The 23,317-nt window shown below is 72.0% G+C and carries 26 protein-coding genes and 1 pseudogene; 20 read left to right on the forward strand and 7 right to left on the reverse strand.

Going from position 1 to position 23,317, the window contains the following annotated elements; all coding sequences use genetic code 11:
* The 6 genes and pseudogenes from ACWJ6R_RS09250 to ACWJ6R_RS09275 all read left to right on the forward strand — a co-directional run.
* Positions 1 to 525: pseudogene (locus ACWJ6R_RS09250) on the forward strand (hypothetical protein); the annotation flags it as partial.
* Complete coding sequence (locus ACWJ6R_RS09255) at positions 438 to 1,916, forward strand: hypothetical protein (RefSeq protein WP_449061804.1); 1,479 nt, start codon at positions 438 to 440, stop codon at positions 1,914 to 1,916. The pseudogene ACWJ6R_RS09250 and the gene ACWJ6R_RS09255, both read left to right, overlap by 88 nt.
* A 108-nt stretch (positions 1,917 to 2,024) precedes the next feature.
* Positions 2,025 to 2,783, forward strand: a complete 759-nt coding sequence (locus ACWJ6R_RS09260; protein ID WP_449061805.1) for an SDR family NAD(P)-dependent oxidoreductase — start codon at positions 2,025 to 2,027, stop codon at positions 2,781 to 2,783.
* A gap of 182 nt (positions 2,784 to 2,965) precedes the next feature.
* Positions 2,966 to 3,328: a phosphomannose isomerase type II C-terminal cupin domain gene (locus ACWJ6R_RS09265; RefSeq protein ID WP_449061806.1), complete on the forward strand. Its 363-nt coding sequence runs from the start codon at positions 2,966 to 2,968 to the stop codon at positions 3,326 to 3,328.
* A 273-nt stretch (positions 3,329 to 3,601) separates the two neighbouring features.
* Positions 3,602 to 3,784: a hypothetical protein gene (locus tag ACWJ6R_RS09270; RefSeq protein ID WP_449061807.1), complete on the forward strand. Its 183-nt coding sequence runs from the start codon at positions 3,602 to 3,604 to the stop codon at positions 3,782 to 3,784.
* A complete protein-coding gene (locus ACWJ6R_RS09275) occupies positions 3,781 to 4,281 on the forward strand; it encodes an HNH endonuclease family protein (protein WP_449061808.1) in 501 nt (166 codons plus the stop codon). The genes ACWJ6R_RS09270 and ACWJ6R_RS09275 overlap by 4 nt, the downstream gene beginning before the upstream one ends.
* Positions 4,282 to 4,305: 24 nt before the next feature.
* Here ACWJ6R_RS09275 and ACWJ6R_RS09280 read toward each other — a convergent pair whose 3' ends face one another.
* The gene (locus tag ACWJ6R_RS09280) at positions 4,306 to 4,479 is read right to left on the reverse strand and encodes a PepSY domain-containing protein (protein WP_449061809.1); all 174 of its coding nucleotides are present in this window, start codon (positions 4,477 to 4,479) and stop codon (positions 4,306 to 4,308) included.
* On the opposite strand from ACWJ6R_RS09280, the gene ACWJ6R_RS09285 reads away from it, so the two are divergent.
* On the forward strand, positions 4,478 to 5,884 hold the full coding sequence (locus ACWJ6R_RS09285) for a DUF5719 family protein (RefSeq protein ID WP_449061810.1): 1,407 nt from the start codon (positions 4,478 to 4,480) through the stop codon (positions 5,882 to 5,884). The two genes, ACWJ6R_RS09280 and ACWJ6R_RS09285, sit on opposite strands and share 2 nt — an antisense overlap.
* A 91-nt stretch (positions 5,885 to 5,975) precedes the next feature.
* Here the strand turns inward: ACWJ6R_RS09285 and ACWJ6R_RS09290 are convergent, their stop codons facing one another.
* Complete coding sequence (locus tag ACWJ6R_RS09290; RefSeq protein WP_449061811.1) at positions 5,976 to 6,371, reverse strand: metallopeptidase family protein; 396 nt, start codon at positions 6,369 to 6,371, stop codon at positions 5,976 to 5,978.
* 433 nt (positions 6,372 to 6,804) lie between these two features.
* Between ACWJ6R_RS09290 and ACWJ6R_RS09295 the strand changes: the two genes are divergently transcribed.
* The 5 genes from ACWJ6R_RS09295 (at position 6,805) to ACWJ6R_RS09315 (ending at position 10,860) form a co-directional block, all read left to right on the forward strand.
* Positions 6,805 to 7,173 carry a DUF3499 domain-containing protein gene (locus ACWJ6R_RS09295; protein ID WP_068894558.1) on the forward strand — a complete coding sequence of 123 codons (369 nt, stop codon included), beginning with the start codon at positions 6,805 to 6,807 and terminating at the stop codon, positions 7,171 to 7,173.
* A 63-nt stretch (positions 7,174 to 7,236) separates the two neighbouring features.
* Positions 7,237 to 8,601, forward strand: coding sequence for a phosphomannomutase/phosphoglucomutase (locus ACWJ6R_RS09300; RefSeq protein WP_449061812.1), 1,365 nt, complete (start codon positions 7,237 to 7,239; stop codon positions 8,599 to 8,601).
* Between the two features lie 4 nt (positions 8,602 to 8,605).
* On the forward strand, positions 8,606 to 8,779 hold the full coding sequence (locus tag ACWJ6R_RS09305; protein ID WP_449061813.1) for a Trm112 family protein: 174 nt from the start codon (positions 8,606 to 8,608) through the stop codon (positions 8,777 to 8,779).
* Positions 8,776 to 9,882, forward strand: a complete 1,107-nt coding sequence (locus tag ACWJ6R_RS09310; RefSeq protein ID WP_449061814.1) for an SIS domain-containing protein — start codon at positions 8,776 to 8,778, stop codon at positions 9,880 to 9,882. The genes ACWJ6R_RS09305 and ACWJ6R_RS09310 overlap by 4 nt, the downstream gene beginning before the upstream one ends.
* Positions 9,883 to 9,924: 42 nt before the next feature.
* Positions 9,925 to 10,860: a cation diffusion facilitator family transporter gene (locus ACWJ6R_RS09315; RefSeq protein WP_449061815.1), complete on the forward strand. Its 936-nt coding sequence runs from the start codon at positions 9,925 to 9,927 to the stop codon at positions 10,858 to 10,860.
* A gap of 195 nt (positions 10,861 to 11,055) precedes the next feature.
* Here the strand turns inward: ACWJ6R_RS09315 and ACWJ6R_RS09320 are convergent, their stop codons facing one another.
* Positions 11,056 to 11,391, reverse strand: a complete 336-nt coding sequence (locus ACWJ6R_RS09320; RefSeq protein ID WP_449061816.1) for a MerR family DNA-binding transcriptional regulator — start codon at positions 11,389 to 11,391, stop codon at positions 11,056 to 11,058.
* Between the two features lie 102 nt (positions 11,392 to 11,493).
* On the opposite strand from ACWJ6R_RS09320, the gene ahcY reads away from it, so the two are divergent.
* Positions 11,494 to 12,921 carry an adenosylhomocysteinase gene (gene ahcY / locus ACWJ6R_RS09325; RefSeq protein WP_449061817.1) on the forward strand — a complete coding sequence of 476 codons (1,428 nt, stop codon included), beginning with the start codon at positions 11,494 to 11,496 and terminating at the stop codon, positions 12,919 to 12,921.
* Positions 12,922 to 13,022: 101 nt separating this feature from the next.
* A complete protein-coding gene (locus ACWJ6R_RS09330) occupies positions 13,023 to 14,264 on the forward strand; it encodes an adenosylhomocysteinase (protein ID WP_449061818.1) in 1,242 nt (413 codons plus the stop codon).
* Between the two features lie 62 nt (positions 14,265 to 14,326).
* Here the strand turns inward: ACWJ6R_RS09330 and ACWJ6R_RS09335 are convergent, their stop codons facing one another.
* Complete coding sequence (locus tag ACWJ6R_RS09335) at positions 14,327 to 14,965, reverse strand: DUF305 domain-containing protein (protein WP_449061819.1); 639 nt, start codon at positions 14,963 to 14,965, stop codon at positions 14,327 to 14,329.
* 182 nt (positions 14,966 to 15,147) lie between these two features.
* On the opposite strand from ACWJ6R_RS09335, the gene ACWJ6R_RS09340 reads away from it, so the two are divergent.
* Positions 15,148 to 16,608: an LVIVD repeat-containing protein gene (locus ACWJ6R_RS09340; RefSeq protein WP_449061820.1), complete on the forward strand. Its 1,461-nt coding sequence runs from the start codon at positions 15,148 to 15,150 to the stop codon at positions 16,606 to 16,608.
* Between the two features lie 78 nt (positions 16,609 to 16,686).
* On the opposite strand, the gene ACWJ6R_RS09345 is transcribed toward ACWJ6R_RS09340, so the two are convergent.
* Positions 16,687 to 17,616, reverse strand: a complete 930-nt coding sequence (locus tag ACWJ6R_RS09345; RefSeq protein ID WP_449061821.1) for an RDD family protein — start codon at positions 17,614 to 17,616, stop codon at positions 16,687 to 16,689.
* An 80-nt stretch (positions 17,617 to 17,696) separates the two neighbouring features.
* Between ACWJ6R_RS09345 and ACWJ6R_RS09350 the strand changes: the two genes are divergently transcribed.
* Complete coding sequence (locus ACWJ6R_RS09350) at positions 17,697 to 18,689, forward strand: stage II sporulation protein M (protein ID WP_449061822.1); 993 nt, start codon at positions 17,697 to 17,699, stop codon at positions 18,687 to 18,689.
* A 145-nt stretch (positions 18,690 to 18,834) separates the two neighbouring features.
* Complete coding sequence (locus ACWJ6R_RS09355; protein ID WP_449061823.1) at positions 18,835 to 19,773, forward strand: hypothetical protein; 939 nt, start codon at positions 18,835 to 18,837, stop codon at positions 19,771 to 19,773.
* Positions 19,774 to 19,838: 65 nt separating this feature from the next.
* Here ACWJ6R_RS09355 and ACWJ6R_RS09360 read toward each other — a convergent pair whose 3' ends face one another.
* Positions 19,839 to 20,138: a hypothetical protein gene (locus ACWJ6R_RS09360; RefSeq protein WP_449061824.1), complete on the reverse strand. Its 300-nt coding sequence runs from the start codon at positions 20,136 to 20,138 to the stop codon at positions 19,839 to 19,841.
* A gap of 110 nt (positions 20,139 to 20,248) precedes the next feature.
* Here ACWJ6R_RS09360 and ACWJ6R_RS09365 point away from each other — a divergent pair, with 110 nt between their 5' ends.
* From ACWJ6R_RS09365 to ACWJ6R_RS09375, 3 genes are all read left to right on the forward strand, one after another.
* Complete coding sequence (locus ACWJ6R_RS09365) at positions 20,249 to 21,466, forward strand: DUF3387 domain-containing protein (protein ID WP_449061825.1); 1,218 nt, start codon at positions 20,249 to 20,251, stop codon at positions 21,464 to 21,466.
* Positions 21,467 to 21,560: 94 nt separating this feature from the next.
* A complete protein-coding gene (locus tag ACWJ6R_RS09370; RefSeq protein WP_449061826.1) occupies positions 21,561 to 21,935 on the forward strand; it encodes a type II toxin-antitoxin system RelE/ParE family toxin in 375 nt (124 codons plus the stop codon).
* On the forward strand, positions 21,932 to 22,300 hold the full coding sequence (locus tag ACWJ6R_RS09375) for a helix-turn-helix domain-containing protein (RefSeq protein ID WP_449061827.1): 369 nt from the start codon (positions 21,932 to 21,934) through the stop codon (positions 22,298 to 22,300). Before ACWJ6R_RS09370 ends, ACWJ6R_RS09375 begins: the two co-directional genes overlap by 4 nt.
* A 13-nt stretch (positions 22,301 to 22,313) precedes the next feature.
* Here the strand turns inward: ACWJ6R_RS09375 and ACWJ6R_RS09380 are convergent.
* Positions 22,314 to 23,317 (reverse strand): DUF58 domain-containing protein (locus ACWJ6R_RS09380; protein WP_449061828.1); only part of this gene is annotated, 1,004 nt, incomplete at its 5' end.

A 23,317-nucleotide genomic window follows, 5' to 3' on the forward strand; every position in this document is an offset into this window, starting at 1 on the left:
GACGTCGTCGGCCACGCCGCCGAGCGGCTGGAGGCCCTGGCCGCCGCCGAGGTGGAGCCCGGCTCGCTCGCCTTCTCCGCTCTCGCCGAGCAGTACGTCGCGGCCCTGCTGGACGACGGGCGCGCGGTGGAGGCCGTGGCCCACGCGGAGGCGGCGGTGGAGCGGCTGGGCGGTGCCGGTCGCGAGGCGAGCTGGGAGCTGGGGGCGGCCTCCGTGCGGGCGCTGCTCGCCGCCGGCCGCCCGCAGGACGCGCTGAACGCCCTGGACGCCGCCGCCGGCTTCAAGCCCGACGACCCGGTCGCCAAGGCGTACCGCGAGGGCGTGCTGCGCGCGCTGGTGCTCGCCACCCTGGGGCAGGAGGCGGAGGCCGTGCAGGCCCTGCCCGATCTCGACGTGGTCGGCGACCACCCCGGGTCTGGGTCGAGTGGTCGCGGACCGTGCTCCTGCTGGCGGGCTCCGCGCAGATCACCAACACCTGGCAGCTCGGCCGGGTCCTCAAGCAGTGGATCGACTACTTCGCGGTGATGGGCGCCTACCGGGCCAGGGCCGAGCTGGCCCTGATCGCCGGCGACCTGGCCGTGGCCCGGCAGGGCGTCTGGCAGGCCCGGATGCTCGCCGACCTGGCCGAGTCCGCCGCCGCCGAGCTGAAGGACCCGTCGGCCGTCGCCGGCCGGATCGCCGCGCTGCGCGCCGCGGCCGACGCGGTGACCCCGCTTCCGCCCCCCCGGCCCGCAGGACGAGCTCGTCGGCTACTTCGACGCCGCCGACGGCTTCAACGCCGACCCCGAGCGCTGGGTGGGCTGGCTGGCCCCGCTCTCCGGCCGGGATCTGGAGGCCACCCGCCGGCACACCACCACCATCGGCTTCCTCGGCTACCCGCCAGGGGCGCCGACATCTACTGGGACATGCTGGTCGAGTCCGGCGACATCCAGACCGCCGACGAGCAGGACGTCTCCTTCATCACCGGCCTGCTGGTCGAGGCCCGCCAGGACGAGCGCCTGGAGCAGATGGCCGAGCGGCTCCCGGCCGCCCAGCGCCACCTGGCCCTGGCCCGGCTGCACCGCGCGCGGGAGCGCTGGGAGCAGGCGGCGACCGAGGGTGAGGCGGCCGTGGCGGCCGGCGCGGGCATCGAGGCGCGCCGGCTGTGGGCCTCCGCCGTGCAGCAGCTCGACGACAACGCCAAGGGCGCCCGGATCCTGCGGGAGATCCTCGACTCCGAGGAGATCGAGGCCGAGGACGTCTGGCGCATGATCACCATGGCGACCGCCGCCGAGGACTGGGAGACCGTCCGCGCCGGCGCCGCGAAGATCGGCATGCCGCTGAAGTCCGCCGAGGGGCCGATCGAGGAGGAGATGGGCCTGGTGCGGATCGTGCTGCCCGCCCCCGACGGCAGCCAGCGCGCGGTCGTCAGCGTGCGCACCGGACCGGCGACGGCCCGCCTGGCGATGCCGCAGCCCCCAGGGCTGGAGTACAACGCCGGCGATCTGGTCGTCTTCGACCCGGCGCTGCTGGAGCCCGTCCCGGAGAGCCCGGAGGAGCAGGAGAGCTTCATCCCGCCGTTCGCGGCGGTCGGCATGCTCCGCCCCGGCGGCTACACCAGCTGGTTCTTCGACGGCGCGGCCCCCACCGAGGCCGAGTGGACCGAGTTCAACGAGGTCATGGCCGAGCGCGGCTGGCCGATGTGGGTCTACAGCGACGAGAACTACACGGTGACCCACCCGAGCACGGGCGAGCCCCTGCCCGGTGTGTTCGGCTGGATCGCGATCCCGCCGGACGCCACCCCGGTCGAGCTGGACGCGGTGCTCGACGACGCCACCGAGCGCTGGACGCACCCGCTGGCCTGGCTGGACCTCGCCAAGGAGGTCGGCGTCGAGGTGGAGCGGCACGAGCGCATCACCCGGGAGTACGGCCTGTAGGGGTTCCGCGGGAGAAGACGGTGTGCCGCCCGCGAGGGGCTCCCTCGCGGGCGGTATGCTTCTCCAGCTCCAGAACATCATTCGGTGCGTGTCCCGCAGGAGGATCGAATGCTCGACCGGTTCCGGTTGGACGGCAAGGTGGCCGTCGTCACGGGGGCCTCCTCCGGACTGGGCGTCGCGTTCGCGCGCGGCCTGGCCGAGGCGGGCGCCGACATCGCGATCGGCGCGCGCCGCAAGGACCGCCTGGAGGAGACCCGGCGCCTGGTCGAGGAGACCGGCCGCCGGTGCGTGGCGGTCGCCACCGACGTGACCAGGCCCGAGGACTGCCAGGCCCTGGTCGAGGCGGCGGTCGCCGAGCTGGGCGCGGTGGACGTCCTGATCAACAACGCCGGCGTCGGTACGGCGGTGCCCGCGCTGAAGGAGACGCCCGAGCAGTTCCGCCAGGTGGTGGACATCAACCTGCACGGCACCTACTGGATGGCCCAGGCCTGCGCCCGGGTGATGCGGCCCGGGTCCTCGATCGTCAACATCGGCAGCATCCTCGGGGAGACCACGGCGGGCCTGCCGCAGGCCGCCTACAGCGCCTCCAAGGCCGCGGTCGTCGGGCTCACCCGGGACCTGGCCCAGCAGTGGACCTCGCGGCGCGGCATCCGCGTCAACTGCCTGGAGCCGGGGTTCTTCGCCTCGGAGATGACCGAGCAGTACGCCGAGGGCTACCTGGCCTGGCAGCTGGAGCACCGCGTCCTGATGAAGCGCGCGGGGGACCCCGCCGAGCTGGTGGCCGCGGCGGTCTTCCTGGCGAGCGACGCCGGGTCGTACGTCACCGGAGCGGTGATCCCCGTGGACGGAGGGATCCTCGCCACCTGAGCCGGGACACGGCTCGGAGGGGCGACCGGACCAGAGATCTTCCGGGCGGCGGACCGCCCCGGCTGGAGATCTCTTCCGATGGAACGCCCGCACTCTTAATCATCCGGTTGCGTGAACACCGCTCATCCGTCACGGACGCGTGCGAGAGTTCTCGTGACGAGACGGAGCGGATGGAGGACATCTTGCTGGAAGTCGACAGGCTCGGAGCCGTCATTCGGGACGAGCGCCCCTGGGGCGGGTTCGAGCGCTACACGCTCAACGAGCCGACCACGGTGAAGATCATCGATGTCGCGCCCGGCCAGCGGCTCAGCCTGCAGCGGCACGAGCACCGGGACGAGCTCTGGGTCGCCCTGGACCCGGGCGCGGTCTTCGAGATCGACGGGGAGCGGATCACGCCCTCGGTCGGCGACCGGGTGCTCATCCGGGCGGGCCAGACCCACCGCCTCAGCTCCTCGGGGCCGGCCATCCGGATCCTGGAGATCGCCTTCGGCCACTTCGACGAGGACGACATCGAGCGGCTCGAGGACTCCTACGGCCGCGCCTGAACGGACACGGCGGCGCCTGAACCGGCTCGCCGCCCGGAATGCGGCGCCTGAGTCGACTCGCCGCCCAGGCAGCGGCGCACGGCCCGGACCTCGGTTCCGGGCCGTGCGGTCATATGGGGAACCGTCCGGTCGTGTGCGGATCCGTCCAGCCGTTCGTGCGACCGTCCGATCGCGTGTGGAACCGTACACCGAGAGCGGGACGCGGCTTTTACGCTGCCATTGAGTAGATTTGCCACTTCGGGGTAGCCGTACCCCGTGAGAGGTGGCGACAGGATGCGGGCAGGGCTGGGCCGGAGCACCGGGGCCATGGCGGTCGCGGCGGTCACGTTGACGCTGGCGGGCTGCGGCCCCTCCGGGGACACCCTCGGCGACCCGTCCCCGGCCGGAGGCGGGAAGCCCGCCTCCGAGGCCCTGGCGGATCTGAAGAAGCTCCCGGTCAAGGTCGCGCCCCGATGACCGGCTTCGACCGGGACGAGTTCGGGCCCGCGTGGGCGGACGTCGACCACAACGGGTGCGACACCCGCAACGACATCCTCAAGCGCGACCTCGAAGGGGAGACCTTCAAGAAGGGCACCCATGACTGCATCGTGCTCACCGGGACCCTCCGCGACCCCTACAGCGGCAAGACCATCGAGTTCGAGCGCGGGCAGAAGACCAGCATGGCGGTGCAGATCGACCACGTGGTCGCGCTCGCCGACGCCTGGCAGAAGGGCGCCCGGCAGCTGAGCGAGGAAGAGCGCAGGCAGCTGGCCAACGACCCGCTGAACCTGCTGGCGGTGGACGGCCCGCTGAACGGTCAGAAGAGCGCGGCGGACGCGGCGACCTGGCTGCCGCCGCGCCGCGCCTACCGGTGCCCCTACGTCACCCGCCAGATCCAGGTGAAGGTCAAGTACGAGCTCTGGGTGACCCCCGCGGAGAAGGACGCGATGGAGCGGGTGCTGAAGTCCTGCTGACCTCCCGCACCCGCCGGCCCGTCGTCAGTCGTCCGCTTCCCGCTTGAACTTGATGATCTTCCCGGTCCGCTGGGAGACGTAGACGTCGTACTCCCAGCGGCCCTTCTCCAGTTCCACCTTGCAGACGCGGTGGCCGTGCTCCCACTCCCGCTCCACCTCGCTGACGCGGGCGCCGGGGACGCGCTTCTTCGCGATCATGACGGCCTTGGCGCACGAGACGGGCGCGGCGGGGCGCGGCGGCCGCGCCCGAGCCCCGCAGGTGCCGATCTCCTCGGTGACGACCGTCTGCCCCGCTCCGGCGGACACCCGGGTCGGCGTCGTCACGCCGCCGGACGGCGACGGCGAGGGCCCGGGGACGGTCACGATCACCGCCGAGGGGACCGGAGGCGGGGACGCCGGGGACGCCGGGGACGCCGGGGACGCCGGGGACAAGGTCCTGGACACCCTGAGTACGGTGGGGAGGCTCTGGCAGCAGGAGGTCCCCGCCGGGAGCGGTCCCGTCACGGTCACCGCCACCGGGAGCAGCGGGGCGGGCCTGGAGTCGGCGCAGACGCGCCGGGAGACCTCCGGCGGGCAGCGGGGCCTGGCCGGGGTCCGGTGCGTGGAGCCGGTCGCGAGCACCTGGCTGGTGGGCCCGGGCCCGGCCGCGGCCGACGTCAGACTGTACCTGTCCAATCCCGACCTCGCCCGGGCCGTCGTGGAGGTCCTGGTCTACTCCGGTGAGGGCCCGGTGGCGGGCGGTGCGGAGGGCACGATCATCCTTGCGCCGGGCGAGAGCCGTACGGTCGACCTGAAGGAGCTGGCCCCGTCGCCGCTCGTCATGGCGGTCGAGGTGCGCACCGCCGCCGGGCGGGTCACCGCCGCCGCCCGCGCGATCATGAACGGCGGGCGGGGCGTCGACTGGCTGCCCGCGGCGGCGGCCCCGGCCACCCGGGTCGTGGTCCCGGGCGTCCCCGGCGGCGGCGGGAGGCGCGAGCTGCTGGTGGCCTCCCCGGCCGAGGTCGACACGCTGGTCGAGGTCAAGGCGCTGACCCCTGACGGCACCTACGCGCTCAAGGGCCGCGAGCTGGTCGACGTGCCCGCCGGGTCCGTCGTCTCCGTCGACCTGTCCACCGGGATCGGGGGGCAACCGGCCGCGCTCGTGCTCACCTCCGAGACGCCGATCGTGGCCGGGCTGGCCGTCACCGGGACGGGCAAGAAGCCCGACGTCGCCTTCACGGCCGGGGCGGCCCCGATCGACCTGGGCAGCGTGGTGGCCGACAACCGCACGGACGGGAAGCGGGGCTCCCGGCTGCTGCTGGCCGCGCCGGAGGCGGAGGGCAAGGTGAGCGTCCAGGTGCTGCCGCGTTCGGACGACGCTCCCGAGGCGTTCGAGCTGGGCATCGCCGCCTCCCGCGTCAAGGAGGTCAAGCTGCCCGAGATGGACGGCTCCTTCGCGGTGGTGGTGCTCCCGCTTCCCGGCTCGGGTCCGGTGTACGGCGCCCGGGTGATGGACGAGCGGATCAAGGACGGGCTCGCGCTGACCGTCCAGCCGCTGGCCGCCGCCCGCATGTGGGCGCTGGTCCCGCCGGTCACCGAGTCGGTCGCCACCGTCCTGCCCTGAGCAGCCGTCCTGCTCTGAGCAGCCGTCCTGCTCTGAGCAGCCGTCCTGCTCTGAGCAGCCGTCCTGCTCTGAGCAGCCGTCCGGGGAGGGCTCAGCCGCGCTCGTCGTAGCCCGGGTCGACGGACTCGGGGGAGAGCCCGAGGAGCCCGGCGACCTGCTCCACCACGGTGTCGTGGACCATCGCACCGAGCTGGTCGCGGTCCTGGGCCCTGGCCTCCAGGGGCCGCCGGTAGACGATCACCACGGCGGGGCGGTCCGCCACGGCGGGCTCGGCCCGGCCGAACGGGATGGGCTCGCCGGTGAGCAGTCCGGGGCCGTCGCCCAGGTCGTCGGCGGGCGGAACCTCCTCGACGGCGAACTCCATGACGGCCAGTTGCTTGCCCCACCGGGGCTTGAGCCGGTCCACGGCGTCCAGGACGAGGTCGTCGAAGCGCTCGCTGCGGGACTTGGCGATCGGCACGTGCGAGGGCGCCAGCGGGCCTCGCATGCCACGGCCGTGCCGGTCGCGCCTGCGCGGCGGGCGGGGTCTTCCAGGTGCCGGACTCACCTGTAAAGCTTAGACGCGCCGGGGAAGGGCTCGCGAGGGGTGGAAGCGACCGGATGCGCCTTCGGGGCGGGAGCGGCCCGGGATGCGCGGGCGTCCGGGGAGGCGATCGGACGCGTCCCGCAGGGCGGGAGCGGCCCGGGACGCGTGCGTGTCCGGGGAGGCGGCCGGAGGCGTCCCGCGGGGCGGGGAGTGCCCCGGGACGCGCGCCCGGGGAGGCGGCCGGGACGGCCGGTTCCGGAGACCACGGGGGCTGTGAGGTGTGGGAGCCGTACACCTGGGCAAAAGCCGCGACACGTGTCCGAATTGTGGCGACACGCTCGTTAAGAGCCTCCAGATAGTGGCGCCCCGGACGCTTACCGGATACGGTCCCACCGTGAGCCCCGTCCGCCGCTGTTCCCGCACCGCGTGCAGTCAGCCTGCCGTTTTCACGCTCACGTACGTCTACGCCGATTCGACCGCAGTCCTCGGGCCCTTGGCTACGTACGCCGAGCCGCACTGTTACGACCTGTGCGCCGAGCACGCCGAGCGCCTGACCGCGCCACGCGGCTGGGAGGTCGTCCGCCTTCCCACCGACGGGGCCCCGCCCAGTACGGACGACCTGGAGGCCCTCGCCAACGCCGTGCGCGAGGCGGCTCGCCCGGCGCCGGGGAGCGGCACCGAACCGGTGGGCCAGGGTGTCGAGGTCGGGCGGCGCGGGCATCTGAGGGTGCTCCGTTCGGCGCAGCCCCAGCGCGATCGCTGACCCGGACGCCGGGCACCCCCTAGGCTGGGGACCAGCAGACATCACAAGGGGGGCGGAGCTGGAGTGGGTGATCTCGCCAGGATCTTCAAGGCGTACGACGTTCGCGGCGTCGTGCCGGACGAGTTCGACGAGGAGACCGCGGAGGCGGTCGGCGCGGCCTTCGTGGAGGTGACCGGGGCCGACCGGCTGGTGGTCGCCCACGACATGCGCGCCTCGTCCGAGCCGCTGGCCGCGGCCTTCGCCCGGGGAGCGGTCTCGCGGGGCGCCGACGTGGTCCACGCGGGCCTCGGCTCCACCGACCTGCTCTACTACGCGAGCGGTCACCTGGAGCTGCCCGGTGTCATGTTCACCGCCAGCCACAACCCGGCCCGCTACAACGGCATGAAGATGTGCCGCGCGGGCGCGGTGCCGATCGGCCGCGACACCGGCCTGACCGAGATCCGCGACCGGGCCGCGAAGATCCTGGCGGCCGGCGGCCCCGGCGGCGGCGGCTCCGGGAGGGTGACCCGGACCGACCTGCTGGCGGGCTACGCCGACCACCTGCTGACGCTGGTCGGCCTGTCCGGCGTCCGCCCGCTGAAGGTGGTCGTCGACGCGGGCAACGGCATGGCCGGGCACACGGTCCCCGAAGTGCTGGGCCGCCGGGCGGGGGCGCCGATCGAGCTGGTCCCGCTCTACTTCGAGCTGGACGGCTCCTTCCCCAACCACGAGGCCAATCCGATCGAGCCGGAGAACCTGCGCGACCTGCAGAAGACCGTGCTGGAGACCGGCGCGGACATCGGCCTGGCCTTCGACGGCGACGCCGACCGCTGCTGGGTGGTCGACGAGCGCGGCGCGTCGGTCTCGCCGTCCACGGTCACCGCGCTGGTCGCCGCGCGCGAGCTGGCCGAGCACCCCGGCTCGGTGGTCATCCACAACCTGATCACCTCGCGGGGCGTGCCCGAGATCGTCGCCGAGCACGGAGGCGAGCCGGTCCGCACCCGGGTGGGCCACTCCTTCATCAAGGCCGAGATGGCCAGGACCGGCGCGGTCTTCGGCGGGGAGCACTCCGCCCACTACTACTTCCGGGACTTCTGGTTCGCCGATTCCGGCATGCTGGCCGCGCTGCACGTGCTGGCCGCGCTGGGCGAGCAGGACCGGCCCCTGTCGGAGGTCCTGGCGGCCTACTCCCGCTACGCCGCCTCCGGGGAGATCAACAGCACCGTCGCCGACCAGGCCGCCGCGACCGACCGCGTCCGTGCGGCCTTCACCGGCCGCGACGGTGTCACCTTCGACGAGCTGGACGGCCTGACCGTGTCCGGCCCCGGATGGTGGTTCAATCTTCGTCCGTCCAACACCGAGCCGCTGCTCCGGCTGAACGCCGAGGCGGCCGACGAGATTCAGATGGCAGCGATCAGGGACGAGGTCCTGGCTGTCGTGAGGAGCTGAACGCGTGAAGATCGACGACTGGCTGCTGGAGATCCTGGCCTGTCCGAACTGCAAGTCCCCCCTGCGCGCCGAGCCGGAGGCGGACGAGCTGTCCTGCACCTCCGCGCAGTGCGGGCTGGTCTACCCGGTCCGCGACGACATCCCCGTGCTGCTGGTGGACGAGGCGCGCAAGTCGTGAGCTGGGAGGCCGGCCGTCTCGACGACCCCCGGTGGCTGGAGGAGGGCGACCCCTCCGGCATGCTGCGGGCGGTGGCCTCCTCCGCGGCCCAGATGCGGACCTCGTATCGGGCGGCCCGCGAGGCGGGCGTGTCGTCGCTGGCCCGCGACGGCCGTCCCCGGGCCGTCGTGGTCGCCGGGATGGGCGGCTCGGGCATCGCGGGCGACGTCCTGGCCGCGGTGTGCGGGCACGGCGCGCCGCTGCCGATCGTGACCGTGCGCTCCTACCGGCTGCCCGGCTGGGTCGGGGCGACCGACCTGGTCATCGCGGTGTCGTGCTCGGGATCCAGCGAGGAGACGCTCGCGGCGGCGACCGAGGCCGTGCGCCGCGGGTGCCGCCTGCTCGCGGTGGGCGGCCCCGGCTCCGCGCTGGAGGCGATCGCCCGGCAGGCGGGGGCGCCGTTCGTGCCCGTCGCCTCCACCGGGCAGCCGCGCGCCGGACTCTGGGCGCTCTCGGTCCCGCTGCTCGCCGCCGCCGCCGAACTGGGCCTGGCCCGGGTGGACGAGGAGACGGTCGAGACGGTGGCGGGGCGGCTGGAGGAGATCGCGAACCGCTGCCGCCCGGCGAGCGAGTCGTTCATCAACCCGGGCAAGTCGCTGGCGATGGAGCTGGCCGAGACGGTCCCGATGATCTGGGGCTCGTCGCCGCTGGCCGCGGTCGCGGCCCACCGGTGGGCCTGCCAGCTCAACGAGAACGGCAAGTACCCGGCGATCTGGGGCGAGATCCCGGAGACCGGCCACAACCAGGTGGTGGTCTTCGACGGGCCGCTGGCCGAGCGGGACATCTTCGCCGACGAGGCCGGGCGGTCGCTCCGGCTGTTCGTGCTGCGCGACACGGAGGAGCACCCGCAGGTGGCCAAGCGGCGCGAGGCGTCCGTACGGCTGGCGCACGACCGGAACGTGCCGGTCACCGAGATCGCCGCGGAGGGGACGCATCCGCTGGAGCGGCTGGCCTCCCTGATCGGGCTGGGGGACTACGCGAGCACCTACCTCGCCCTGGGGTACGGCATCGACCCGACCCCGGTGTCGGCGATAACGGAACTCAAGATGAGAATTTCCCCATAGGATCGTGTCCCGGTTTTTCTTGATATATGAGTGGAGGCTGCCGTGAGCGCGGGCGGCGGTACAAAGGCGATCATCGCGGCGTTGGCCGCCAACCTCTCGATCGCGGTGGCGAAGTTCGTCGCGTTCGTCTTCACCGGTTCGTCGGCCATGCTCGCGGAGGGCATCCACTCCGTGGCCGACTCGGGCAACCAGGCCCTGCTGCTGCTCGGCGGCAAGCGGGCGGCGCGGGCGCGCACTCCGGAGCACCCCTTCGGCTACGGGCGGGAGCGCTACTTCTACGCCTTCGTGGTGGCGGTCGTGCTGTTCACCATCGGCGCGCTCTTCTCGCTCTACGAGGGCTGGCACAAGCTCTCCCACCCCGAGGAACTGCGGACCCCGCAGTGGGCCTTCGGCGTGCTGATCTTCGCGATCATCGCCGAGGCGTTCTCCTTCCGCACCGCGATCAAGGAGTCGAACGCGGTCCGCGGCGACCAGTCCTGGGTGGCGTTCATCCGCCGCTCGAAGTCCCCCGAGCTGCCGGTCATCGTCCTGGAGGACCTCGGCGCGCTGCTCGGCCTGATCTTCGCGCTCTTCGGCGTGACGATGGCCGTGGTCACCGGTGACCCGATCTGGGACGCCATCGGCACCCTGATGATCGGTGTCCTGCTCGCGGTCATCGCGGTCATCCTGGCGGTGGAGACCAAGTCGCTGCTGATCGGCGAGGGCGCCGGCCCCGAGGTCGAGAACCGGATCAGCGCGGCGCTGGAGAGCACCCCCGAGGTGAGCCGGGTCATCCACATGCGCACCCTGCACCTGGGCCCGGAGGAGATCCTGGTCGCGGCCAAGATCGCGGTGGAGAACGACGACACGGCGCCGGAGATCGCCAAGGGCATCGACGAGGCCGAGAAGCGGGTGCGCGCCGCCGTCCCGGAGGCCCGCGTCATCTACCTGGAGCCCGACCTCTACCGGGCGGATGCCGCCGCAGGCCCCTCCGCCTGACCTGCCTTCCCGCCCGGAGCCGTCCGGGCCCGCGAACGCCGTACCGCCCGCCGCCGGACTCTCCGCGGCGGGCGGTACGGCGTTCGCCGTTCCCGGTCCTGTGCGCGGCCCCCGGGAGGGGAGCCAGGCTCCGTGTGCGGCCCCGGGAGCGGGTGCCCGGCCCCCTGCGCGGCCCCGGGAGCGGGCGCTCGGGGTCTACGGGCGGCCCTGGAGCAGGCGCAGGGCCTTCTCCTTCTCGAAGTCCAGGGCCCGGCGGGGGGCCTGCAGCCGGCCGATGCGCAGTCCCAGGTCCCGTACGGCCTGCGCCACCGCGGGCTCGCTCAGCACCCGCAGGGCGAAGGCCAGCTCGCTCGGGGAGATGTCGAACCGCTTCTCCAGCTCCACGCCCTGCGCGACGGCCGCGAGCTCCTCGGGGCCGAAGCGCCGGTGCGCGCCCCGGCTCCTGACCGGGGGGAGCAGGCCCAGCGCCTCGCGGTAGCGGAGCATCCGGGGGGACATGCCCAGCCGCTTGGCGGCCTCCGTGATTCGCATTCTGACAATCTTATGTCAGTTTCCCGGCTTCGAGTGTGCGTCCAGTGACCGCGCGCGTCTAAACTCGCACTCGTCGACTATCCGGTAGAGGGGTAACAGCACATGGACTTCAAGGTCGCCGACCTTTCCCTGGCCGCCTTCGGGCGCAGGGAGATCCGGCTCGCCGAGCACGAGATGCCCGGTCTGATGGCCATCCGCAAGGAGTACGCCGCCGCGCAGCCGCTGGCCGGCGCGAAGATCATGGGCTCGCTGCACATGACCATCCAGACCGCCGTGCTCATCGAGACGCTGGTCGCGCTCGGGGCCGAGGTCCGCTGGGTCAGCTGCAACATCTTCTCCACCCAGGACCACGCCGCGGCGGCCGTCGTCGTGGGTCCGGAGGGCACCGTCGAGGAGCCCAAGGGCGTGCCGGTCTTCGCCTGGAAGGGCGAGACCCTGGAGGAGTACTGGTGGTGCACCGAGCAGGCCCTGCTGTGGCCCGGCGGTGACGGTCCCAACATGATCCTCGACGACGGCGGCGACGCCACGCTGCTCGTCCACAAGGGCGCCGAGTACGAGAAGGCCGGGGCCGTCCCCAGCGCCGCCGAGGACGACCCGGAGGAGTGGAAGGTCATCCTCGACCTGCTCCGCCGTACCGTCTCCGACGACAAGAAGTGGACGCAGATCGCCTCGCGCATCAAGGGCGTCACCGAGGAGACCACCACCGGTGTCCACCGCCTCTACGAGATGTTCAAGGCCGGCACGCTGCTCTTCCCGGCGATCAACGTCAACGACTCGGTGACCAAGTCGAAGTTCGACAACAAGTACGGCTGCCGCCACTCGGTCATCGACGGCCTCAACCGCGCCACCGACGTGCTGATCGGCGGCAAGGTCGCGGTCGTGTGCGGCTACGGCGACGTCGGCAAGGGCTGCGCCGACGCGCTGCGCGGCCAGGGCGCCCGCGTGATCGTCACCGAGATCGACCCGATCTGCGCGCTCCAGGCGGCCATGGACGGCTTCCAGGTCACCACGCTGGAGGACGTCGTCGAGATCGCCGACATCTTCGTCACCACGACCGGCAACTTCGACATCATCACCGCCGACCACATGTCGCGGATGAAGCACAACGCCATCGTGTCCAACATCGGCCACTTCGACAACGAGATCGACATGGCCGGTCTGGCGAAGATCGAGGGCATCGTGAAGGAGGAGGTCAAGCCGCAGGTCCACACCTGGACCTTCCCGGACGGCCACTCGATCATCGTGCTCGCCGAGGGCCGGCTGATGAACCTGGGCTGCGCCACCGGCCACCCCTCGTTCGTCATGTCCAACTCGTTCACCAACCAGGTGATCGCGCAGATCGAGCTCTTCACCAAGACCGAGGAGTACCCGGTCGGCGTCTACGTGCTGCCCAAGCACCTCGACGAGAAGGTCGCCCGCCTCCACCTCGACGCCCTGGGCGTGAAGCTCACCGAGCTGACCAAGGCCCAGGCCGACTACATCGGTGTGCCGGTGGAGGGCCCCTACAAGCCCGACCACTACCGCTACTGACGAACCCCGGACCGGCCCGCGCGCGGGCCCCAGGACCGAGGACAGCTCCACCCGGGGCCCCGCAGACCTGCGGGGGCCCTCGGGCGATCAGGGGAGAAGACGTGGACAGGGCGCTGGCGGAGGCCGGGGAGCGGCGGATCGGCTGGGCGGCGCGGGCGATGCCGGTGCTCACGGCGCTCGGCGAGAGGTTCGCCGCCGAGCGCCCGCTGGAGGGCTGGCGGATCGCCGCGTGCCTGCACGTCACCGCCGAGACCGCGGTGCTCATGGGCGCGCTGCGGGCGGGCGGTGCCGAGGTCGCGCTGGCCGCCTCCAACCCGCTCTCCACCCAGGACGACGTCGCGCAGGCGCTCGGCGACTACGGGATCGCGGTCCACGCCCGGGCCGGGGTCGACCGGGACGCCTACTACCGGCACATCCACCAGGCACTCGACATCGCCCCCGATCTCGTCCTCGACGACGGCTGCGACCTGGTGAACATCCTGCACACCGAGCGGACCGAACTGCTCGGCGGGATCCGCGGCGGCTGCGAGGAGACCACGACCGGCATCATCCGCCTGCGGCAGATGGCCGCGGAGCAGGCCCTGCGCTTCCCCGTGGTCGCGGTCAACGACACCCGGACCAAGCGGATGTTCGACAACCGGTACGGCACCGGCCAGTCCACGATGGACGGCATCATGCGGGCCACCAACACGCTGCTGGCGGGCAAGACCGTGGTGGTCGCCGGGTTCGGCTACTGCGGCCGGGGCGTGGCCGAGCGGGCCCGGGGCCTGGGCGCCCGGGTGGTGGTCACCGAGATCGACCCGGTCAAGGCGCTGGACGCCTCGCTGCAGGGCTACGACGTGCGGCCGATGGCCGCCGCGGCGCGGGACGGGGACGTGTTCGTCACGGTCACCGGGAACCGCGACGTGATCAGGGGCGAGCACCTGGCCGTGATGAAGGACGGCGCGATCCTGGCCAACGCGGGCCACTTCGACGTCGAGATCGACGTGCGGGCCCTGGACGACCTGGCGCAGGCCGTACACCGGGGGGTGCGGGCCAGCACCGACGAGTACGTCCTCGCCGACGGCCGGCGCCTGCTGCTGCTCGCCGAGGGGCGCCTGGTCAACCTGACGGCCGCGGAGGGGCATCCGGCCGCGGTCATGGACATGTCCTTCTCCGCGCAGGCGCTCGCGGTCGCGTGGCTGGCCCGGGAGCACGCGCTGCTGGCACCCGGCGTCTACGACGTGCCCGAGGAGGTCGACGTGGAGGTGGCGCGCCTCAAACTGGCCGCGGCGGGCATCGAGGTGGACGAACTCACCACCGGTCAGGAACGCTACCTCCGCTCCTGGCGGGCCGGGTCGTAGGACGGGCTGGTTCGTAGGACCGGTCGGGCCGTAGGGCGGGCCGACTTGCAGGACGGGCCGGGTCAGCCCGCCGCGGCCCGCATCTCCAGCATGCGGCGGATCTCCGCCCCCTGGGTCACGGACACCTCGTTGGCGAGTTCCTCGATCTTGATGTGCGACCCGCCGGCCAGGACCTGCTCGGACATCGTGATCGCGCCGCGGTGGTGGTCGATCATCAGGTCGAGGAAGAGCCGGTCGAAGTCCTCGCCGGAGGCGGCCTTCAGCGCCTCCAGCTGCTCAGGGGCGGCCATCCCCGGCATGCCGCCGTGGCCGGCGTGGTGGCCGGGGACGCGCTGGCCCTGCTGCTGGAGCCAGGAGGTCATGAACTGGATCTCCGGCCGCTGGGAGTCCGCGATGCGCGAGGCCAGGCCCTTCAGCGGGGCGGACCGGGCGCGGGCGGGGGCCAGGTCCGCCATGTCGAGCGCCTGCCGGTGGTGGATGATCATGTCCTGGACGTACTTCACGTCCGCGGCGTTGGCGGTGGGCGCCGCCACGAGGGTGGCGGCCTCGGCGGGGCTGACCGTCCTGGCGTCCTCTCCGGGCCTGCCCGGCACGATGATCGGCGCGGTCGAGCCGGGGGCGGCCCGCGGGGGCGGCTCGGGCCCGGCGCTGCAGGCGGTGAGGGAGAGGGCGGCGACCAGGAGGAGGAGGGCGGCGCGCACCCGTTCTCCTTTCAGGGAGGGACTGGTGCCGGAAAACACTAATACCGTGCTATCTCCTGAGTAAAGGGATCAAGTCGGAAGTATCTACTGACACTGTGACACCTTGTCGGGCTGCTTGTTCGGGATGAACGATTCAGTCATTTATGCGCCTCTTATGGTACGCATGACAAGGAGGTTCGCGAGTGTTCACCCCGCAAGGAAGACGCCTCACCAGGCGCCTCCTGACCGCAGCCGGTGCCGCGGCGCTGACGGCGCTGACGGTACTGTCCACGGTCCCCGCCCAGGCGGCGGACATCCCGGCTCCAGGCGAGATCGTCAAGAGCGCCAACATCCAGCACGTCCGCAACGTGCCCAAGCCCGCCGAACTGACCGACATCCACACCGACATGGCCTTCCAGGGCGACTACGCCTACGTCGGCAACTACAGCGGCTTCTCCATCTACGACATCCGCAGGCCCAACAGGACGACCCCGGTCAGCTCGGTCGTCTGCCCCGGCGGCCAGATGGACGTCTCGGTCTACGGGAACCTGCTCTTCGGCGCCGTCGACTCCTCGCGCAGCGACGACTCCTGCAACAGCACCGGGCAGCCCGCGTCGAACAAGGACTCCTGGGAGGGCGTCCGCATCTTCGATATCAGCGACAAGAGAAACCCCAAGTACATCAAGTCGGTCGAGACCAACTGCGGCTCGCACACCCTGACCCTGGTGCCGGGCAAGGGCCGCGACCGGCGGAACGTCTACGTCTACGTCTCCTCCTACAACCCGTCGGCGGCCTTCCCCGACTGCCAGCCGCCGCACGACCTGATCTCGATCATCAAGGTGCCGCTGCGCAACCCCACCGCCGCGGCCGTCGTCGCCACGCCGAACCTGTTCCCCGACGGCGGCAACCCCGGCGAGAACCTGCCGTACCCCGAGCGCACGTCCGCCACCAGCGGCTGCCACGACATCACGGCCTACCCGGAGAAGAACATCGCCGCCGGCGCCTGCATGGGCGAGGGCATCCTGATGGACATCTCCGACCCGGTCAGCCCCAGGGTCACCGCGACCGTCCGGGACGATGAGAACTTCGCCTTCTGGCACTCGGCGACGTTCAACAACGAGGGCACCAAGGTGGTCTTCACCGACGAGCTCGGCGGCGGCACCCAGGCCACCTGCAACGAGGCCATCGGCCCCAACCGCGGAGCCAACGCCTACTTCGACATCGTCGGCGGGCAGTTCGTCTTCAAGAGCTACTTCAAGATCGCTCGCCACCAGGCGGACACCGAGAACTGCGTCGCCCACAACGGCTCGCTGATCCCGGTCAAGGGCAAGGACATCATGGTCCAGGCCTGGTACCAGGGCGGCATCTCGGTCGTGGACTTCACCGACTCGGCCAACCCGCAGGAGATCGCCTACTTCGAGCGCGGCCCCGACAGCACCGCCCCCGCGCTGAGCGGCGGCCACTGGTCGGCGTACTACTACAACGGCTACATCTACGGCAGTGACTTCAACCTCGGACTCGACATCCTGAAGATCAACGACCGGCGCACGAGGTCGGCCCAGGGCGTCGAGTTCGACATCCTGAACGCCCAGACCCAGGCGTCCTACCGCGAGCGGGGCCACGGTCACGGTCACGACCACGACCACGACCACGACCACGACTGATCGCGGCATCGCCACGACCTGACGATCCCGAGGCGGCGGCGCGGATCTCGCGCCGCCGCCTCGGCTCGTCCGGGACCGTCAGGAGGGGAGGGTGAAACCGCCGGCCGGAGACTCGGAGCGGGAGGCGTACGGCACGGCGGGTGCGTACGGCGCGGCGGCGTACGGCACGGGCGGCACGGGCGGCACGGGTGCGGATGGCGAGAGCGCGTACGGCATGGCGTAGCGCGGGACCCCCTGCCCCGCCGCGGCCTGCCGGGCCTCCGCCCGCCGCGTCAGCCGCTCCAGGTGGCGGCGGCGCCGTTCGGCCAGGACCGCCGAGACGTAGACGTGCGGCGGCACGCCGGGTGGCGGGGGCGGGGAGACGAAGGCCGCCGTCCGGGCCGCGATCCGCGCGCCCATCTCCTGCTGGACGGCGGGGGAGAGGTCGTCCCTGCGCGCGAGGTACTGCCGGGCGGTGTGGATCAGGTCGTCCGGGAGCTGGGACAGCTCCACCGTCGCCGCCCAACCGGCCAGCTGGGGCGGCATCTCCGGAGGCGGGGCCCCGCGCCGGGGGCCGCGCTCGGAGATCACCATCGTCCCGGCGAAGACGTCGCCGAGCCGCTTCCCCCTGGGAGACAGGAGTGAGCAGATGACGGCCGGACCGCCGGTGAGCAGGTAGAGCTCGACGAAACCCGCCAGCGCCCGGAAGAGCGCCTGACGGAACAGCTCGGGCCCGCCGTCGTCGCTCACCACCCGCAGCCCGAGGGCGAGCTTGCCCAGACTCCGGCCCCGGGTCAGCGTCTCCACCAGCACGGGATAACCCACGAACACCAGCACGACGAACAGGATCATGAAGGCCGTGAACAGCGCCGAGTCGGTCACGCCGGCGGTGTTGGAGACGAGCAGGAAGACCGCGACCACCGCCACGGCCTGCACGGCCAGGTCGATCAGGAAGGTGGCCGCCCGGATCGGCAGCTGCGCGATCGACACGTCGAGGACGACGGCGTCACCGGTCACCAGATCGGACATGCTCCCGACCCTACCGCCCGCCGTACCGTGCGGTTCTGCCGCGTGGCGGTGTCCGGCCGGGGCGAATAGGCTCTTTTGTCGTGGACATCGATGCCTTCGTCACCGTGCACCAGCAGACCTGGGACCGCCTGGACCAGCTGGTGCGGCGGCGCAGGTCCCTGCGCGGGGAGGAGGTCGACGAGCTGGTCGAGCTCTACGAGCGGGTCTCGACGCACCTGTCCATCGTGCGCTCGTCGTCCCGCGACCCGCTGCTGGTCGGGCGGCTCGCCTCCCTGGTGGCCCGGGCGCGCTCGGCCGTCACCGGGGCGCACGCCCCCCTCTGGCGGGAGTTCGCCAGGTTCTGGACGGTCTCCTTCCCGGTCGTCGCCTACCGCGCCTGGCGCTGGTGGCTGGGGGCCGCGGTCGCCTCGACGGCGGTCGCCGTGGCCGTCGGGGCGTGGGTGGCCGGCAGCCCCGAGGTGCAGGCCGTCGTCGGGACCCCCGAGGAGATCAGGCAGCTCGTCGAGCACGACTTCGCCGACTACTACAGCGCCAACCCCGCCGGGTCCTTCGCCGCGCAGGTGTGGGTGAACAACGCCTGGGTGGCGGCGCAGTGCATTGCGTTCTCCATCCTGCTGGGCCTGCCGATCCTCTACGTCCTGCTGCAGAACGCGCTGAACGTGGGCGTCACCGGAGGCCTGATGGCGGCGGCGGGCAAGAGCGACGTCTTCTTCGGGCTGATCACGCCGCACGGACTGCTGGAGCTCACCGCGGTCTTCCTGGCGGCGGGGGCGGGCCTGAAGCTCGGCTGGACCGCGGTCGACCCCGGCCACCGCCCGCGCGGCCAGGCGCTCGCCGAGCAGGGCCGCGCGATCGTCAGCGTCGCCCTCGGCCTGGTCGCCGTGCTGTTCCTCTCGGGCCTGATCGAGGCCCTGGTCACCCCCTCCCCGCTGCCGACCTGGGCCCGGATCGGCATCGGCGCGCTCGCCGAGGCGGCCTTCCTCGGCTACGTGGTCTATTTCGGCCGCCGCGCCGTACGGCAGGGCGAGACCGGCGACGTCGAGCGCGCCCCGGACGTCGCCCCGGCGGCGTGACGGGCTGAAGGACCGGCACGGCCGGTTCCGGAACCGCGTCGCGAAGCCGCCTGACCACCGGAAGACCGCGGCGGTACGGCTCCATGAGCGGCGGTCGGCCAGAAATTCGATCGCCTTGTGTGATTGACATGTCACAATAAGCGACGTGCCATCTCCCCGACACGACTCTCTCGTCCACCTCTTCCGCGACCGCCCCCAACTGGCCGTGGAGATCCTGCGGGATCTGCTGGGGCAGGATCTGCCCGCCACGCCGCTGGTGCGGCTGGAGACCACGACCTTCAACACCCGGCCCTCCGACGACATCGAGGCCGACCTGGTCATCGTCCTGGGACCGCCGACCGGCCCCGTGCACGCGATCATCGTCGAGATCCAGCAGGACACGTCCAAAGACCCCCGGCAGCTCGCCCGCTACGCCGCCGCGCTCTGGCTGCTGCTGCGCTGCGCGGTCACCGTCATGGTCGTCTGCCCCGACGCCAGGACCGCCGAGTACTACGCCCGCCCCATCGACTCGGGCCTGCCCGGCTACCGGTTGCAGGCCTGCGTGCTCGGCCCGGCCGGCATCCCCGCCATCACCGACCCGCAGCAGGCCGCCGCCCGGCCCGAGCTGGCGGCCTTGGCGGTCATGGTCCACGGCCGCGAGCGCAAGGTCGTCGAGGCGTTCGCCGCGGCGCTCGCAGAACTGCCCGGTGATCACGCTCCGAAGTACTATGAGTACGCATACAGCATGTCCGCACCCGAGGTGCGGCGTCTATTGGAGGAGATCATGACGTCCACCACCTGGCCGGTCTACAGCCCTTTCGCCCGTGAGCACTACGGCCGCGGCCTGGAAGAAGGAAAAGCCGCAGGCAGAGCGGAAGGCGAGACCAAGGGCAGAGCCGAAGGCGAGACCAAGGGCAGAGCCGAGGAGGCGGCCCGGCTGGTGCTGCTGGTGCTGGCCACCCGCGGCCTGCAGGTGCCGGACGACGTCCGTGACCGGATCGCCGCCTGCACCGACCTGGCCCGGCTGGAGTCCTGGGCGACCCGCGCGGTGACCGCCCCGACCGTGCACGACCTGTTCGGCGAGACGGACGAAGCGGACCGCTGACGGGTGGTCCGCCGCAGACCGGGACCGGCGACGGAAGATGGAACCCGCCGCCGATTCCGAGTGCGTCATGCGTTGGAGTCCTCGTCACTTCCACGGATGCGATCGAGGAGAGTGGTCGAGAGCCTGCCGCGGGTGAGCGCGGCGTAGATCAGTCGATCACTGATCCGGTGATGACTCAGGCCGGATCGCAGAGCTGCGAGATCGGTTTCCTGCGGCAGGAAACCGATAGCGTCCCACTCCCGTCCCTTCGCCTGGTGGACGGTCAAGCCCGGGATGAAGCCGGCCGGGTCCGAACCGACGCGGCGTCCGAGAGCTCGCAGGTTCTTCCTGAAGTTCTCTCCCCGAACCAGCCTCGTTCTGGTCATGCCGAGCTCTCGGACCGCGCCGATCAACCGGTCGCCGGCGGCGTCCGAAGCGCCCGCCCCTCCTTCGCGGAGTAAGTGCAGGGCTCCGTCCAGTTCTTGGCGCCAACCTGATGCAGGCGCTAGCCCGCGTCAACCGGCGCTTCCGCGGCAAGGAGGACGGGCTGCTGGTCGGCTACGCCCCGCTCACCGAGAAGCTCCAGGAAGCCCTCAAGGAATACTCCCCGGCGGACCAGCAGGACCGGACGCTGGGCCAGGACATCGACCGGGCGCTGGACGAGCTGCGCAACGAGTACGACATCGTCGACGGCATCCTGCGGGGCGTCGACTGGCGGGGGCTGCTGGCCAAGCCCGGCCGCACCTCCTTCATCGACGCGGCGCTGCGCACCGCGAACCACCTGCGGGACGTGAAGACCCCCGGCAACAACCCCGAGAAACTCGACGACCCCGGCCAGACGCTCAGCCGCCGCTTCCGGGACCACGCGCACCGGCTGGAGCGCTTCTACGCGCTCACCGCGACCTCCGCCGACATCGGGACGCGCTTCCCCGACCACGCGGCGACGTGGCGGCGCGACATCCAGTTCTTCGTCGAGGTCCGCGCCTACATGGCGAAGCTGGACGCCATGGACCGCGAGGCGAGAGGGCTGCCGGTCGCCCGCGACGTCGAGCTCTACCTCGCGCAGCTGACCTCCACGGTCGTGGAGACGGGCGGGGTCACGGACCTGTTCGCCGAGGCCGGTCTGGAGACCGCCGACCTGACGCACCTCAACGAGGCCCTCGTCGCCAGGCTGACGAACAGCGAGACGCCGCAGCTGGCCGCCGAGGCACTGCGCCGCCTCATCGAGCGGAAGATGCGCGAGGTCACCCGGCACAACGTCGTGCGGCGGACGACGTTCTCCGAGCGCCTCCAGGACCTCATGGTCCGGTACATGCGCGAGCAGCTCACCAGCGCGGAGATCATCGCCAAGCTGGTCGAGCTGGCGAAGGAGATCGCGGACGATCACCGGCGCGGCGAGGAGTTCACGCCGCCGCTGGACTGGCAGGAGCTCGCGTTCTACGACGCGGTCGCCGACCACGGCACCGCGCGCGAGGTGATGGGGGACGAGGTCCTCGCGGGCATCGCCCGTGATCTGGTCGTCCAGGTGCAGAAGAACCTCAAGAAGGACTGGATCTCCCGGGAGCCGGTCCGCGCCCGCCTCCGCGCCACCATCAAACGCCTCCTGGCCCGCTACAACTACCCCCCGGACTACGAGGTCAAGGCCATCGAGCTGGTCCTGCGGCAGATGGAGCACTTCGCCGACGTCTGGTCCAAGGACGGCACGGCCGGCTGAGAGGCATGTGATTCCGCAGGTGCCGTAGAGCGCATGGAGTACCCGGCTCTGTGCTCTCGGCACCTTGCTATATCGTTTTCTGTATAGTCGGCATGTGGGTGCTCTGTGGCAGATCGAGATCGAGCCGGAGGTCCGGCAGTGGCTGGAGCTCCTCACTGACCGGCACTACGACAAGGCCGAGCGGGCCGTCGACATGCTCGCCTCCCAGGCGACCACCCTCGGTGAGCCGTACTCACGCCACCTCTGCGGCAAAATCCGCGAACTGCGCTTCAACCTGGACGGCAGCGCCGTTCGCATCACCTACTGGCTCGCCCCCGAACAACGGATCGTGCTCCTCACGGTGTTCCGCAAGACCCGGCAGCACGAGGGGGCGGAGATAGAACGGGCACGACAGGCGCAGAAGGTGTGCGAAGCCGAACACGGTCCCGCAGAGCACATCTACGACCGGGCTGAGGAGGCAGGGTCATGAACCATTCCCAGTGGAAGACCCGACGGAGCAGGAGGCTTCTGGGGGAGAAGGTCGAGGAATCCCCCGCCTACGTGGAAGCCGGGCACGCTCTGGCGCTCGGGCAGGCCGTCTATGACCGCCGGACCGCGCTCGGTCTCTCCCAGACCGAGCTGGCCCGCCGTGCGGGCATGACCCAACCGCAGATCTCCAACATCGAAGGCGGCGACTCCGTACCCACCCTGGCCCTGCTGACCCGCCTCGCCGGTGCTCTGGACGCCTCCCTGACCATCCGGCTGGACGATGACGACTCGACCTTCGTCTTCACCCCGCATCACCGTCCGCATCCGGATGAGGCGTCCGACGACGGTCACTCCTCAGCGGCCTGAACCAGGCATCCGCTCAGAGCCGTCCCGCGGCCTTCAGGGCCAGGTAGGCGTCGGCGAGGGCGGGGGCGAGGCTCTCGGGGACGGCGTCGACGACCTCGACGCCGTGGTGCCGGAGCCGCGCGGTCATCCGCCGCCGGGCGTTGCGCAGATGCTCGGCCGCGGCGGCGTCGTAGACCTGCTCCAGGGTGTCGCGGCCCTGGGCCATGGCGGCGACCCGGGGGTCGGAGACCGCGGCGAGCAGCACCTGGTGGCGGGAGGCCAGCTGAGGCAGGACCGGGAGCAGCCCCTCCTCCAGCGCGGTCGGGTTGAGGTCGGTGAGCAGCACGACCAGGCAGCGGTGCCGGGCCCTGGCCAGCACCGCCGCGACCATGCCCTCGGAGTCGGCCTCGACCAGCTCCGGCTCCAGCGGCGCCATGGCGTTCACCAGGACCGACATCAGCTCGGTGCGGGACGCGCCGGGCACCCAGGCGCGGACGGTCCGGTCGTGGGCGAGGAAGTCCACCCGGTCGCCCGCCCGGGCCGCGAGCGCGGCGAGCAGCAGCGCGGCGTCCATCGACCAGTCGAGCCGGGGCCAGCCGGAGGGGTCGCCGGAGGCCGGGTCGACGCCGACGCGCCCGGCGGAGGTGCGGCTGGTGTCGAGCACGATCAGCACCCGCCGGTCCCGCTCCGGACGCCAGGTCCGCACCACGACGTCGCTGCGCTTGGCGGTCGCCCGCCAGTCGATGGAGCGCACGTCGTCGCCCGGGACGTACTCCCGCAGCGAGTCGAACTCGGTGCCCTGCCCGCGGATCGAGACGGGGTTGCGGCCTTCGAGCTCGCGCAGGCGGGAGAGCTTGGCGGGCAGGTGGCGGCGGCTGAGGAAGGGCGGCAGCACCCGCACCGTCCACGGTACGGCGTGCGACCCCTGCCGGGCGGCCAGGCCCAGCGGCCCGACCGACCGGACGGTGACCACGGCGGAGTCGCGGTCGCCCCGGCGCAGCGGCGTCAGCGTGACGGCCACCCGGCGGCGCTCCCCGG

It is taken from the genome of Planomonospora algeriensis, assembly GCF_977012225.1.